The organism is Cryobacterium sp. PH31-O1 (assembly GCF_030063455.1).
In the GTDB taxonomy this organism is placed as follows: domain Bacteria; phylum Actinomycetota; class Actinomycetes; order Actinomycetales; family Microbacteriaceae; genus Cryobacterium.
The window spans coordinates 683,926-698,603 of sequence record NZ_JASITB010000001.1; the positions used below are offsets into that span (position 1 = coordinate 683,926).

The window sequence follows — 14,678 nt, forward strand, 5'->3', positions numbered from 1 at the left end:
CGTTCACGTGGCGAAGTAGCGTAGGCGTCGTTGCTTCGGTTCGTGAACGCCGGGGCGGCGCCGCGAACCGAGGGAGCCCGACGTGCCGAACGAAACCGAGACGGTGCAAAGCAATGCGGCCGGGACCGCGAACGCAGCGCCAGCGGCCAAGCTGCTCGCCGCCCGCCCGCCGCGGCCGTCGACGCGCCCGAACGGCCAGTGGAAGATCGACGGCACCGAGCCACTCAACGGCAATGAGGTCTGGAAGCAGGTCGACAACGGCCTCGCCGTGCGCGGCCGCATCGAGCAGATCTACTCCAAGCAGGGTTTCGACTCGATTGACGGCACTGACCTGCACGGCCGTTTTCGCTGGTGGGGCCTGTACACGCAGCGCAAACCGGGCATCGACGGCGGCAAGACCGCCACCCTCGAACCCGAAGAGCTCGAAGACCGATACTTCATGCTGCGCGTGCGCATCGACGGCGGACAGCTGACCACCGAGCAGGCTCGCGTGATCGGTGAGGTCTCCCGCGACTTCGGTCGCGACACCGCCGACATCACCGACCGCCAGAACATTCAACTGCACTGGATTCAGATCGAGGATATGCCCGAAATCTGGCGCCGCCTCGAAGCCGTCGGCCTCGAAACCACCCAGGCCTGCGGCGACGTGCCGCGCGTGTTTTTGGGTTCCCCCGTCGCCGGCATCGCCGCCGACGAACTCATCGACCCCACCGAGGCCATCCACGAGCTCGCCCGCAAATTTCTCGGCACCGACGAATTCGCCAACCTGCCGCGTAAATTCAAAACCGCCATCACCGGTCACCCCAGCCAGGACGTCGTGCACGAGATCAACGACATCGGCCTCGTCGCGCTCGAACACCCCGAACTGGGCATCGGCTACGACCTGTGGGTCGGCGGTGCGCTCAGCACGACCCCGCGGCTGGCCGAACGTCTCGGCGCCTTCGTGGCTGAAGATAAAGTGTCTGAGGTCTGGCGCGGTGTCGCTTCCATTTTTCGCGACTACGGCTACCGCCGTCTGCGCGGCAAGGCACGCCTGAAGTTTCTGCTCGCCGAATGGGGTACCGAGAAATTCCGTCGCATTCTCGAAGACGAATATCTGGGTTACACCCTGCCCGACGGCCCGGCTGCACCCCGCCCGAAGACGCAGGGCGACCACATCGGTGTGCACAAGCAGAAGGACGGCCGTTTCTACATCGGCGTCGCGCCGTTCGTGGGTCGCGTCTCTGGCCGGACCCTGACCACGCTCGCCGACCTGCTCGAAGCCCACGGCTCGACCCGGCTGCGCACGACCCCGCACCAGAAGATCGTGGTGCTCGACGTCGCCGAAGAACACGTCGAACCGCTCATCGCGGCGCTCGACGAGATCGGCCTGTCGGCGCGGCCGAGCCTGTTCCGCCGCTCGACCGTTGCCTGCACCGGCATCGAATTCTGCAAGCTCGCCATCGTCGAGACCAAACAGTCAGCAACGGATGCCATTCTCGAGCTGGAGAAACGCCTCGCCGATATCGACGCCCCGCACCCAATCACCCTGCACGTGAACGGATGCCCCAACTCCTGCGCCCGCATCCAGACCGCGGACATCGGGCTCAAGGGCCAGCTGCTGCCAGACGGCAACGGCGGCTCCACCCCCGGGTTCCAGGTGCACCTCGGCGGCGGCCTCGCCTCCGTCGACCGCGATGAGGCCGGCCTCGGTCGCACCGTGCGCGGCCTCAAGGTCACCGCCGAGGACCTCGCCGACTACGTCGAACGCCTCGTGCGCCGCTTTCTGGCCGCCCGCACCGTCGACGACGACGAAACCTTTGCCCAGTGGGCGCACCGCGCCGATGAGGAGGACCTCAAATGATCGCGATCAACCTGAACGCGCGCACCCTGCACGCCAGCACCGCGGCATCCGCTGCCCGTGTCTTGCCGCAGCGCCGACCGGCCGCCGAGCTTCAGGCCCTCGCCGAGGCTGGTTCGGCCGAACTGGCCCGGGCCGCCACAGCGAACGGCCGTGAGGCCACCGCCGCGGAGGTCGTCGCCTGGGTCGCCCGCAACTTCGGCGCCGACTCCGTCGCCGTCGCGTGCTCGATGGCCGACGCGGTACTGCCCGAGATCGTGTCGCAGCAGCTGCCCGGCGTTGACGTGCTCTTTCTCGACACGGGCTACCATTTCGCTGAAACCTACGAGACCCGCGACGCGGTTGCCGCTGCCCTGCCGGTCACCGTCGTCGATGTTCTGCCGCTCACCACGGTGCCGGAGCAGGACGCCGCACACGGCGCCGAACTTTTCGCCCGCGACCCGAACGCGTGCTGTGCGATGCGCAAGGTCGAACCCCTGCAGCGTTCCCTCGGCGGCTACGAGCTGTGGTTCACCGGCGTGCGCCGCGACGAAGCACCCACCCGCGCCAACACACCGCTGATCACCTGGGATGAACGGAACGGCCTGGTCAAGGTGAACCCGGTCGCCGCCTGGAGCTACGACGAACTGATGGACTACGCCGTCGACCATCAGGTTCCGGTGAACGTGTTGCTCTCCCAGGGCTACCCCTCCATCGGCTGCGCTCCCTGCACCCAACCCGTCGCGGCGGGCGCCGATCCACGTTCCGGCCGCTGGGCCACCCTCGAGAAGACAGAATGCGGGCTCCACCTATGACTACTGCGCTAGTTTCAACACCGCCCGTAACCCACCGCCTCTCCGAACTCGACGTGCTCGAGAGCGAAGCGATCCACATCATTCGCGAGGTCGTCGCCGAATTCGAACGCCCCGTGCTGCTGTTCTCCGGCGGCAAGGACTCCGTCGTCGTGCTGCACCTCGCCGCCAAGGCGTTCTGGCCAGGCAAGATCCCGTTCTCGCTGCTGCACGTGGATACCGGGCACAACTTTCCCGAGGTGCTCGAGTTTCGCGACAAGACCGTCGCAGCCCGCGGTGTGCGTCTGGTGGTCGCCAAGGTGGCGGACTACATCGATGACGGCCGTCTCACCGAACGCGCCGACGGCACCCGCAATCCGCTGCAGACCATGCCGCTGCTCGACGCCATCGCGGCCGGCCGGCACGACGCCGTCTTCGGCGGCGCCCGCCGCGACGAAGACAAGGCCCGCGCCAAGGAACGCATCCTGTCACTGCGCGACGAATTCGGCCAGTGGGACCCGCGCAACCAGCGCCCCGAGCTGTGGAACCTCTACAACGGCCGCCACACCGTTGGCCAGCACGTGCGGGCCTTCCCGATCAGCAACTGGACCGAACTCAACGTCTGGCGCTACATCGAACGCGAGAATATCGAACTGCCCCCGCTCTACTACGCGCATGAGCGTGAGGTCTACCGCCGCGACAACATGTGGCGTTCGGTCAGCCCGGTCAGCCTTCCCCGCGAGGGCGAAACCGTCGAAACGCGCACGGTGCGCTACCGCACGGTGGGCGATATGAGCTGCACCGGCGCCGTCGACTCGAGCGCGGCATCCGTTGCCGACGTGGTGCGCGAGGTCGGCGTGAGCACCATCACCGAACGAGGCGCCACCCGCGCCGACGACCGCATCTCCGAAGCCGCCATGGAAGACCGCAAAAAGGAAGGATACTTCTAATGCGAAATTCGCTACGTCTGGGCTCCCTCATGCTGGGAACAGCCCTTCTTCTGAGCGGATGCGCCGCCACGGTTTCTGCTGGACCGGCCACCGATCAGGGTCCAGCCGACGAACTGCGCCTGGGCTACTTCGACAACGTCACCCACGCCGCCGCGCTCGTGGGGTTGCACAAGGGGTTGTTCGAGGATGCCCTCGGCGACACCAAGCTGAGCACGCAGATTTTCAATGCCGGCCCGGCCGCCGTTGAAGCGCTCAGCGCCGGCGCTATCGACGCCGCCTATATCGGCCCGAGCCCGGCGGTGAACACGTTCATCCAGAGCGGCGGCCAGTCGGCCGTCATCGTGGCCGGAGCCGCGAGCGGCGGCGCAGCGCTCGTGGTGCAGGGCGGCATCGACGGCCCGGCCGACCTGGCCGGCACCATCCTCGCTACCCCGCAGCTCGGCAACACCCAGGATATCGCCCTGCGATCCTGGCTGGGCGACGAGGGCTACACGACCAGCACAACCGGCGGCGGCGACGTCAACGTGTCCCCCACCGAGAACGCGCAGACCCTCACGCTGTTCCAGAGCGGCAAGATCGACGGCGCCTGGCTGCCCGAACCCTGGGTTTCCCGACTCGTGCTCGAGGCCGGTGGCCATGTTCTCGTGAACGAGGCCGACCTGTGGGACAACGGAGACTTTCCGACCACCGTGCTGCTCGTGCGCAAAGCCTTTCTCGAAGAGCATCCCGACACTGTTCAGGCACTTCTGCAGGGCCATGTCGCCGCCGTCGACTGGCTCACCGAGAACCAGGCCGACGCGGCGTCGGTCATCAACGCCAAGCTCGTGGCCGACACCGGCAAGGCTCTCGCCGACGATGTGCTGGCCCGCGCCCTGACCGAAGTGAAGTTCAGCGTTGACCCGCTGGCCTCGACCTTTCCGGTCTCGCTCGCCGAGGCGGTGAAGGCCGGCACCGGCAAGGACGGTGACCTGAACGGACTGTTCAACGTCTCCCTGCTCAACGCCGTACTCACGGAACGCACAGAACAACCGGTCTCGGCCGGCGGATTGGGAACGGAATAGCAGATGACCCTCACCACAGACACCCAGACCAGCATTGAGAACGACATCGTCGCCGCCCCCGAAGGCACCCTGTTTCGTTTCGCGACAGCCGGCTCGGTCGACGACGGCAAGTCCACCCTTGTCGGACGGCTGCTGCACGACTCCAAGGCGATCCTCGCCGACCAGCTCGAAGCGGTCACTCGCACCTCCACCGAACGCGGCTTCGGCGGCGAGAGCGGCGGAATCGACTTTGCACTGCTGACCGACGGCCTGCGCGCCGAACGCGAACAGGGCATCACCATCGACGTTGCGTACCGCTACTTCGCGACGCCCGCCCGCTCGTTCATCCTCGCCGACTGCCCCGGCCACGTGCAGTACACCCGCAACATGGTCACCGGCGCCACCACAGCGGATGCCGTCATCATGCTCATCGACGCCCGCAAGGGCGTTCTGGAGCAGACTCGCCGGCACCTCAGCGTCGTCGCCCTGCTGCGCGTGCCGCACGTGATCGTCGCGGTCAACAAGATCGACCTGCTGGACTACGACGAGGCCGCCTACCGGGAGGTGGAGGCATCCGTTCGTCTGGTCACCGCCGAACTCGGCATTGCTGACGCACTGGTCATTCCCGTGTCGGCCCTGGTCGGCGACAACGTCGTCGACCGTTCAGAACGCACCCCCTGGTATGCCGGGCCGAGCCTGCTCGAACTTCTCGAAACGCTCACCGTGATCGACGATCTCGACGAGCGCGGACAGGCCACCGAGGCGTTCCGCCTGCCGGTTCAGCTCGTGCTGCGCCCGCAGGGCGCGGTCGTCGTGGCCCCGGAACTCAAAGATTCGTACCGCGACTACCGGGCCTACGCCGGGCAGGTCGCCAGTGGCAGCATCAAGGTCGGCGACAGCGTCAGTGTCGAGCCCGGCGGCGGCACCAGCACCGTCACCGGCATCGACTTCGCTGGCGTGGCGCTCGATGAGGCTTTCGCGCCGCAGTCGATCGCCCTGCGCCTGGCCGACGACCTCGACATTGCCCGCGGTGCCGTGATCGCGGCCGTCGGCACCCTGCCGCCGATCACCCGCACCCTCGAAGCCGACCTGTTCTGGCTCGACCCCCGGCCGCTTGCCCCCGGCGCCCGCGTGCTCGTGAAGTTCGGCACGACGGTCGTGCAGGCACTGGTGAGCGCGGTCACCGGGCGGCTCGACCTCACGACACTCGGCGTCGAACCGGCGACGAGCCTGGCCATCAACGATATCGGGCAGGCCAGCATCCGCTTGTCACGCGATCTGCCGGTGGAGCCTTACACGCACAACCGCCGCTCGGGCGCTTTCCTCGTGATTCACCCGCAGGACGGCGCGACGCTCGCCGCCGGCATCGTCACCGCGCCGGGCGAACCGACCCGGGCGGGCGACGGTTCGGGTGCCGGCTCGGAAGTGTCGCCGTGACCTCTCCCGCCCGTACGTCCGTCGTCGCCGCCCCGGTGCAGGCCGCTGCACCCGCCGATATCTCTATACCCGTTTCCAAGCCGGTTTCTGCACCGGCGGGTGGGCCGGCCGCAATCACCATCGAGTCCCTCGGCAAGCGCTACGGCGCGGGGCCCCTCGTGCTCGACGACATCAACCTCTCGATCGAGGCCGGCCAGTTCGTCTGCCTGCTCGGGGCGAGCGGATGCGGCAAGTCCACCCTGCTGAACATCATCGCCGGCCTGGAGAAGCCCACCGAGGGCGCCGTCACCGTGGCGAGCGGCAAGGCCGCCGTCATGTTCCAGGACGCTGCCCTGTTTCCCTGGTTGACCGCGGGCCGTAACGTGGAACTCGCCCTGAAGCTCGGCGGGATCCCCCGCAAGGCACGCCGCGCCGAGGCCCTGGAGCTGCTCGACCTGGTCAACCTGGCCGATGCCGCCGACAAGCGCCCACACGAACTCTCCGGCGGCATGCGTCAGCGCGTCGCGCTGGCTCGCTCGCTCGCGCAGGACCGCAAGGTTTTGCTCATGGACGAACCGTTCGCCGCGCTCGACGCCATCACCCGCGATCTGCTGCACGAGGAACTGGAACGGGTCTGGCGCCAGACCGGCCGCACCATCGTTTTCGTTACGCACAACGTGCGCGAGGCCGCCCGGCTGGGGCAGCGCATCCTCTTGATGTCGTCGCGCCCTGGGCGCATCGTCAACGAGTGGACCATCACCGACAGCGGGTCACGCCGCATCGAATCCCCTGAGGTCGCCCGCCTGGGCGATGAGATCACCGACCAGCTGCGAGAGGAGATCCGCCGCAATGCCGCTTGATACCCGCACCAGCACGGTGCACGACCCCGGCCACGACGAACTCCGGCGCCTGGAAGCCGGTCTGGATTCGCTGCAGGCGATTCCCGAAGCACCCCGCGGAGCCTTTCGTCGCACCCTCGACGGCGTCGTACCGCCGATTCTGCTGCTCATCGGCCTGGTTGCGGCGTGGCAGGTGTACATTCTCATCGCCAAACCGCGGCCCGACCTGATTCCTGGTCCACTCGGCGTGTTCGCCGCGTTGGCCAGTTCCTGGAACAGCGACCGTCTGCAGCTCGCGGTTGCGACGAGCCTCGAACGTGGCGGTCTCGGCTTTCTCGTGGCCGTCGCCATCGGTACCCCGATCGGTCTGCTGCTCGCCGAATGCCGCCCGGTGCGGCGGGCCGTCGGCCCGCTTCTGTCCGGCCTGCAGGTGCTTCCCTCGGTGGCGTGGGTGCCCGCCGCGATCATCTGGTTCGGCCTCACCGACGCCACCGTGTACTTCGTCATCCTGATGGGCGCCGTGCCCTCGATCGCCAACGGGCTGGTCTCCGGTGTCGACCAGATTCCCCCACAGCTGCGTCGCGTGGGCACCGTACTCGGTGCCTCCCGCTTCGAGATGGCCACCCTGGTAGTGTTGCCGGCCGCCCTGCCAGGATATTTCTCCGGCCTCAAACAGGGCTGGGCCTTCGCCTGGCGCTCCCTGATGGCCGCGGAGATCATCACCCAGGGCGGGACGATCGGATTCGGCCTCGGGTCGATGCTCGACCAGAGCCGCGTCCTCGCCGACCTGTCCGGCGTGCTGGCCACCATCCTGGTGATCCTGTTCGTCGGTATTCTGGTCGAACTCGTCGTCTTCGCCCCGATCGAGCGTGCTCTGCTGCGTCGCCGCGGACTCATGGCCACCGGCCTGCGCTGAACGCGCGCATCCACTCGTCGTCTGTTTCATTCTGAAAGGCCTGTCATGCCCCCCGTTCCCACCGTTTCCCCCGTCGTAGGCCTGCGCGTTGCCATCATCGGTGCCGGCCCGGCCGGCATCTACGCCGGAAACATTCTGAACCGCCTCGTCGTCGCGGCCGGCCACGAGGTGGCCATCGACCTCTTCGATGCACTGCCGGCGCCCTACGGACTGATTCGCTACGGCGTCGCCCCCGACCACCCCCGCATCAAGGGCATCGTCACGTCGTTGCAGGAGATGCTCGACGCCGACACCATCCGCTTCATCGGCAACGTCAGCTACGGCACCGACCTGACCCTGGCCGACCTGCGCGAGCACTACCACGCGGTCATCTTCGCCACCGGCGCTATTCTCGATGCGCCGCTCGTCATTGACGGCATCGATCTGCCCGGCTCGTTCGGTGCCGCCGACTTCGTCTCCTGGTACGACGGCCACCCCGACGTGCCGCTCGAGTGGCCGCTCGACGCGACCGACGTGGCCGTGATCGGCAACGGCAACGTGGCCCTCGATGTGGCCCGCATCCTGGTCAAGCACGCCGACGACCTGCTGACCACCGACATCCCCGCCTCGGTTTACGCTGGCCTCGCCGGGTCCCCGGTCACCGACGTGCACGTCTTCGGTCGTCGAGGACCGTCACAGGTGAAGTTCACGCCGATCGAACTGCGCGAACTGGCCGATATCCCCGACGTCGACCTTGTCGTCTATGCGGAGGACTTCACGCCCGATTCGCACAGCGAACAGCTCGTGGCCAGCAACAACCAGGTCAAGATCATGACCCGCACGCTGAAGGGATGGCTGACCAAGGTTCCGCAGGGCGCCTCACGTCGTCTGCACCTGCACTTTCTGCACGCGCCGCTCGAGGTGTACGGCGACGGGCGGGTGGAAGGCATCCGCTTTGAGCGCACCGAACACACCGGCGACGGCGGCGTGCGGCCCACCGGGCAGATCGTTGATTACCCGGTGCAGGCCGTCTACCGCGCGGTCGGCTACCGCGGCAGCGCCCTGACCGAGGTGCCGTTCGACGCAGTGCGCGGTGTCATTCCCAACGATGGCGGGCGGGTGCTCGATGCGGCCGGTGAGCCGATCGCCGGGCTGTACGCCACCGGCTGGATCAAGCGCGGCCCGGTCGGCCTCATCGGCCACACCAAGGGCGACGCCCTGGAGACCATCACCCGGCTCGTTGAAGACGTGCCGGCGCTCGTCGCTAACGGGCGGGCCTTCGGCACAGCGGATACTATTCTGGCCCTGCTGGACGAACGCGGGGTGGAGTTCACCACCTGGGCCGGCTGGCGCACCCTGGACGCGCACGAACGCCTGCTCGGTACGCAGGACTTGGTCACTCCCGGCCGGGAGCGCGTCAAGGTGATCTCCCGGGCCGAACAGGTTTCGATCTCGCGCACGGAAGCGTTGCTGACACTGTGACGTATGTGATCGCTCTTCCCTGCGTTGATGTGAAAGATCGTGCCTGCATCGACGAATGCCCGGTGGACTGCATTTATGAGGGCGAACGCTCCCTCTACATCCACCCGGACGAGTGCGTCGACTGCGGAGCCTGTGAACCGGTTTGCCCGGTTGAGGCCATCTACTACGAAGACGACCTGCCCGAACAGTGGGCCGACTATTACAAGGCCAACGTCGAATTCTTCGACGACCTCGGCTCCCCCGGCGGCGCGGCCAAGGTCGGCGTACTCGCCAAGGACCACCCCGTCATCTCCGCGCTGCCGCCGCAGGCTTAGGAATCAGTCGGGCGCCGCGGGTTCGGGCGCCGCGCGCTCGGGCGCTAGTATCCGTGACGGCCCGGACCGTGCGGGAGGGTTAGCCCGCCGCGGCGTCCGCCCGCTGGTCCGCACTGGTGCCGACGCGCTGGCCAACGCGCTGGCCGACGCGCTGGCCGACCACTGCGCTGACGCCGTCTTGCCGCATGCTCACGCCGTAGAGGGCATCCGCTATCTCCATGGTGCGTTTCTGGTGGGTGATCACGATGAGCTGACTGTTCTCGCGCAGGTCTTCGAAGATGGTCAGCAGTCGGCCGAGGTTGGCGTCGTCGAGGGCCGCTTCAACCTCGTCCATGATGTAGAACGGGCTCGGGCGGGCCTTGAAAATGGCGATCAGTAGTGCCACGGCTGCGAGGGAGCGTTCGCCGCCGGAGAGCAGCGACAGGCGTTCGATCTTCTTGCCGGCCGGCTTGACCGACACCTCGATGCCGGTGGTCAGCAGATCATCGGCATCGGTGAGCCAGATGCTGCCGCTGCCGCCGGGAAACAGCACCGGGAACACCTCGGCGAACGCCGCCTGGGTGTCGTCGAAGGCTGCCGAGAAGATGGTCTGCATCTTCTCGTCGATGTCGGCGATGATGGTGAGCAGGTCGCTGCGGGTCGCGGTGAGGTCGGTGAGCTGCTCGGTGAGAAACTTGTGCCGCTGCTCCAGCGCCGCGAATTCCTCGAGGGCGAGCGGGTTGACCCGGCCGAGCTGGCCGAGTTTGCGTTCGGCGGCCGCGAACCGTTTCTGCTGCTCGGCCCGATCAAAGCCGATGCCAGCGGTCCCCCTGCCTGGGTCGGCGTCTCCGTCGGTCCCGTCGCCGTCGATGCCGATCCCGCCGTCGTCGATGTCGCTCCCACCGCTACCACCGGCGCGCCTGCCATCCGCTGGGATCAACTGGTCCGGACCGTATTCGCCGACCAGCACAGCTTCGGTCAGGCCGAGCTCGCTGCCGGCCCGTTCCAGCAGAGCCGAAAGGTGCAGCTTCTTCTCGTAGATCTCCAGTTCGAGGCCGTGCACGTTCTCCGTGATCGAGGCGAGCCGCTCCCGCAGGGTATTCTCGTCGCGCCGCAGCTGCTGCAGCTCGGTGTTCTGACTCGCTCGCTCGGTTTCGGCGCGGGCCAACTGAAGTTGCGCTGCAGCAACCGAGCGGTCAGCCGCTGCGAGCACGGCGGGAAGCGCTTGGACGACGCGGGAGGCGGCATCCATTTGACGACGCCGGATGACGGCGCTGCGGGCGGCCGCGGCAGCTTGGCTTCGGTCGGCCTCGAGCTGCTCGGTGAGGGTCGTCACGTTCAGCTCGCCGGCGCGCACCCGTTCCCGGGCGGTTTCCACCTGCAGCCGAGCCTCGACCTCGGTTTCGCGGGCCGCCTCAAGTTCGGTGTAGAGGGCATCGCGCAGGGTCGCGTCGAGGATGGGCCGTGGCTGCGACCGGACGGTCACCAGGGCGGCAGCGGCCCGCTCCGCGACGGCCTCGGCTTCGGTAACGGCTCCGCTGGCGAGCTCGAGCGCGGCAAAGACCCGGTCGGCGTCGGCGGCAGCCGCATCGGCCTGCACCACGAGTCGTCCGCGACGCTCCGTGCGGGTGGCAAGCTGAGTTTCGAACGCCCGCAGGGTCGATCGCGCGCTGACCGACTGTTCCTTGTGCGCCTGCAAGAGTGTGCGCTGTTCGGCGAAATCAAACCGCGCCCGCTCGATCAGCACGGTGACCGTGGCGAGTTTTTCGGCAGCGATATCACGCTCGGCTACGAGTTCGAGCTTGCTCTGCCTGGCACCGGATCCGCCACGTACGACCCACGGGCTCAGTACCTCGCCGGCGAGGGTGATGACGGTCAGGCTGTCGGGTAGCCCGGCCGAGCGGGCCAGCGCGAGATCGTCGACGATGACCGTCTGGCCGAGCAGTCCCCTCACGCCCGCGGGAGCCTCGATGACCGAGATCGCCCAGCGGATGCCGGCCAGCGTATCGAGGTGAAGCGCTGTATCGCCGGTCAAATCGGCAGTTGGCGTGGTCGGCGAATTGACGGCTGGAGCGGCAATCGCATCGACATTGGCGCTTGCACCGGCACCGCCATCTGCATGTGCATCTGCATGTGCATCTGCATCTGCATCTGCCACGATCAGTTCGACTCGACCGAAGTCGTCGCGGAAGGCCTGCACGATCGCGTCGAGGGCGGCATCGCGGTTCTCGGCGAGCACGGCGTCGGCGAGGGAGCCGAGCGCGGCGGCGATCGCCGCTTCGAAACCCGGCTGCACCCGCACATGGTCGGCTACGAGGCCGCGAATTCCGGCCAGCTGGGCGCCGAGCAGCGCGGACGAGCCGTCTTTCTGGTCGAGGGCGAGGGAGAATGCCCCCTGCCGTGCCGCCTGGGCGTCGCGTTCCCGTTCGTGCTGGTGCAGCTCATCGCGCAGGCGTTCCACCTCGACCTCGACGCGCTGCACAGCGGCCTGCGCCAGTTCGAAGGCTTCGGAGAGCTCACCCGAATCGGGTTCGCCGGCGGGCACTGAGGCTTGCAGCTCGTCGAGCTGCTGCTGCGCCTTCTGGCTGCGGTCCGTTGCGGCGTCCAGGGCATTCTGCTGCCGCAGCCGTTCACCGCGCACGGCCGCAAGTCGCGACGCTGCCGTCTCGGATTGCCCGGTCAGGTGGGAAACCTCCAGGTCATGTCGAGAGAGAAGTGCTGCCTGCGCCGCCACGTCTTCGTCGACGGCGTCGAGCCGCGACCGCGCGGTAGTGCTCCGCTGCCTCGCGTCATCCCAGGCGCTGTGGGCCGCCCCAATGCCCGCGCGCAGCTGCTCAACCTCGGCCGCCGCATCGGTCAGCATGGTCGGGGTGACACTCGACACAAACGCGGACGACTCTGCCTGCGCACCCAGCAGGGCCAGACGCTGGTTGGCCAGGGTGAACAGGCTTCTCAGTCGCTGTTGTACCGATTCAAGCTCATAGCTGGTGCGGCGGGCCAGGTCGACGGCATCGCCGACCTGAGCGATCTCGAGCCGCTGCACCCGCCCCTGTTTCTGCGCGAGCTGTTCCTGCAACACGAGCCGTTCGGTGTGCCGTTCACTCTCGGTGCGATTGTGTGCGTCGAGCGCGGTGCGCAGCGTCACCACGTCGTCCGCGAGCAACCGGGCGCGGGCGTCTCTCACAACGGCGGCGATGGTCTGCGCCTCGCGGGCGATTTCGGCCTGGTGGCCAAGGGGCTTGAGCTGGCGGCGAATCTCCCCGGCCAGGTCACTCAGCCGGGTGAGGTTGGTCTGCATCGCATCGAGCTTGCGCAGGGTCTTCTCTTTGCGGCGCCGGTGTTTGAGGATACCGGCGGCTTCTTCGATGAAGCCGCGGCGTTCTTCGGGGCTCGCGCGCAGTACGGCGTCAAGCTGTCCCTGCCCCACGATGACGTGCATCTCACGGCCGAGCCCGGAGTCGCTGAGTAGTTCCTGCACATCGAGCAGCCGACAGGTGCGCCCGTTGATGGCGTATTCACTCGCACCGTTGCGAAACAGCGTGCGTGAGATGGTCACTTCGGAGTATTCGATCGGCAGGGCGCCGTCGGCGTTGTCGATGGTGAGGATGACCTCGGCCCGGCCAAGCGGACCACGAGTCGACGTGCCAGCGAAGATGACGTCTTCCATCTTGCCGCCGCGCAGGGTTTTCACACCCTGTTCGCCCATCACCCAGGCGAGAGCGTCAACGACGTTGGACTTGCCCGACCCGTTCGGACCGACCACACAGGTCACGCCGGGCTCGAACGCGAACGTCGTCGGCTGCGCGAACGATTTGAACCCCTTGAGGGTGAGGCTCTTCAGATACAACGGGCACCCTTTCGGTCGGTCGCGAGTGTGGCTCTCTGGCTGAGTCAACGGTACCGTGCCCCACCGACACGGGCCGGGACATCCGCTCGCCGCGGAGTGTGGCGGGCAGAACTGCGGAGATTGTCGCGATTCGCGCCGTTTCCCGGCCCATCGCGAGGTGGCCGGCAAAAATCTCCGCGGTTGTGCACGCGCCGCTGCATCCCGGACTACTCTGGCGCACCATGAGCGACTTCTCGATCGACGAACTGGTCATTCCCGTGTCAACGACCGCGCCCAGCTGGCCCGACTTTGAGGTGGTCGCCGAGCTACGCAATGCCGTCGAGACTGAAGGCTTCGGTACGGCCGAGCTCAACTATTCGGCTGCCGAACTGCTTCCCGTCTGGCTCAACACAAAATACGATCCGAAGCGCATGTTCGTCGCCCGCGTCGGCGGCACGGTCGTGGCGCGTGGTACCTACGAAACCCTGCTCGACCCAATCGATGACCACGCATGGCTCGGCGTGCAGGTACTGCCGTCCTGGCGTCGTCGCGGCATCGGCACTGCGCTCACCGACCGGCTCGAGCAGGTCGCCGCCGCCGAGAACCGGCACGAGCTCATCGTCTACACGGTGTCAGCGGAGGCTCAGGGGGAACGCCTGCCCGCTCCGACCGGCTTCGGTTCGGTTCCGCGCGACAACCCCGAGGTGCGATTTCTGCTCGCCCGCGGCTACCGGCTCGAACAGGTCGAGCGCGGCAGCCGCCTCCCCCTGCCCGCCGACCCGAGCGTGATTCGACGTTTGCGAGCGGATGCCGCAGCCCACGCCGGCAGTGAGTACACCGTGCACTGTTGGAGTGCGGGAACTCCCCCGCGTTGGCGCGACGACCTGGCGCTGCTCTACACACGGATGAGCACGGACGCCCCGACGGCCGGGCTTGAGGAGCCCGAAGACGTTTGGACCGCCGAGCGACTGGTCGCCGAGGAGACCTCCCTCGCTGCCAGCCCGCGGCGCATTCTCACCGCGGCCGCGCTGCACGGGCCGAGCGGGCACCTCGTCGCGTTCACCCAGCTGTCGGTGCCGGCCGAACGCGCCCGGTCGGTCGGCCAGGAGGATACCCTCGTGCTGCGCGAGCACCGCGGACACCGTCTCGGCATGCTGGTGAAGACCGCGAATCTGGAATATCTCGCGCAGCAGAGTCCCGGGCATCCGTCGGTGACGACCTTCAACGCCGAAGAGAACCGCCACATGCTCGCGGTCAACGAAGCTCTCGGCTTTTTGCCGATGGGCTACGAGGGTGCCTGGAAACGTGCTGATCGATTAGTCTGAGC

At 67.5% G+C, this 14,678-nt stretch carries 11 protein-coding genes; 10 read left to right on the plus strand and 1 reads right to left on the minus strand.

Annotation, left to right across the window (positions count from 1 at the left end):
* Positions 1-151: 151 nt before the first annotated feature.
* The 9 genes from QMK31_RS03285 to fdxA all read left to right on the plus strand — a co-directional run bounded on the left by QMK31_RS03285 (position 152) and on the right by fdxA (position 9,546).
* Positions 152-1,843, plus strand: coding sequence for a nitrite/sulfite reductase (locus QMK31_RS03285; protein WP_283499815.1), 1,692 nt, complete (start codon positions 152-154; stop codon positions 1,841-1,843).
* Complete coding sequence (locus QMK31_RS03290; protein ID WP_283499495.1) at positions 1,840-2,634, plus strand: phosphoadenylyl-sulfate reductase; 795 nt, start codon at positions 1,840-1,842, stop codon at positions 2,632-2,634. The genes QMK31_RS03285 and QMK31_RS03290 overlap by 4 nt, the downstream gene beginning before the upstream one ends.
* Positions 2,631-3,560, plus strand: coding sequence for a sulfate adenylyltransferase subunit CysD (cysD, locus tag QMK31_RS03295; protein ID WP_283499496.1), 930 nt, complete (start codon positions 2,631-2,633; stop codon positions 3,558-3,560). Before QMK31_RS03290 ends, cysD begins: the two co-directional genes overlap by 4 nt.
* Complete coding sequence (locus QMK31_RS03300; protein ID WP_283499497.1) at positions 3,560-4,621, plus strand: ABC transporter substrate-binding protein; 1,062 nt, start codon at positions 3,560-3,562, stop codon at positions 4,619-4,621. Before cysD ends, QMK31_RS03300 begins: the two co-directional genes overlap by 1 nt.
* A gap of 3 nt (positions 4,622-4,624) precedes the next feature.
* A complete protein-coding gene (locus QMK31_RS03305) occupies positions 4,625-6,037 on the plus strand; it encodes a sulfate adenylyltransferase subunit 1 (protein WP_283499498.1) in 1,413 nt (470 codons plus the stop codon).
* Between the two features lie 113 nt (positions 6,038-6,150).
* The gene (locus tag QMK31_RS03310) at positions 6,151-6,876 is read left to right on the plus strand and encodes an ABC transporter ATP-binding protein (protein ID WP_283499816.1); all 726 of its coding nucleotides are present in this window, start codon (positions 6,151-6,153) and stop codon (positions 6,874-6,876) included.
* The gene (locus QMK31_RS03315; RefSeq protein ID WP_283499499.1) at positions 6,866-7,771 is read left to right on the plus strand and encodes an ABC transporter permease; all 906 of its coding nucleotides are present in this window, start codon (positions 6,866-6,868) and stop codon (positions 7,769-7,771) included. The genes QMK31_RS03310 and QMK31_RS03315 overlap by 11 nt, the downstream gene beginning before the upstream one ends.
* A gap of 45 nt (positions 7,772-7,816) precedes the next feature.
* Entirely contained in the window at positions 7,817-9,232 is a 1,416-nt protein-coding gene (locus QMK31_RS03320; RefSeq protein WP_283499500.1) for an FAD-dependent oxidoreductase, read from the plus strand.
* Positions 9,229-9,546, plus strand: a complete 318-nt coding sequence (gene fdxA / locus QMK31_RS03325) for a ferredoxin (RefSeq protein WP_092341217.1) — start codon at positions 9,229-9,231, stop codon at positions 9,544-9,546. The genes QMK31_RS03320 and fdxA overlap by 4 nt, the downstream gene beginning before the upstream one ends.
* 79 nt (positions 9,547-9,625) lie before the next feature.
* Here fdxA and smc read toward each other — a convergent pair whose 3' ends face one another.
* Positions 9,626-13,372 (minus strand): chromosome segregation protein SMC, encoded by a 3,747-nt coding sequence (smc, locus tag QMK31_RS03330; RefSeq protein ID WP_283499501.1) that lies wholly within the window; start codon positions 13,370-13,372, stop codon positions 9,626-9,628.
* A gap of 221 nt (positions 13,373-13,593) precedes the next feature.
* Here smc and QMK31_RS03335 point away from each other — a divergent pair, with 221 nt between their 5' ends.
* Positions 13,594-14,676 carry a GNAT family N-acetyltransferase gene (locus QMK31_RS03335; protein ID WP_283499502.1) on the plus strand — a complete coding sequence of 361 codons (1,083 nt, stop codon included), beginning with the start codon at positions 13,594-13,596 and terminating at the stop codon, positions 14,674-14,676.
* Positions 14,677-14,678 lie beyond the last annotated feature (2 nt).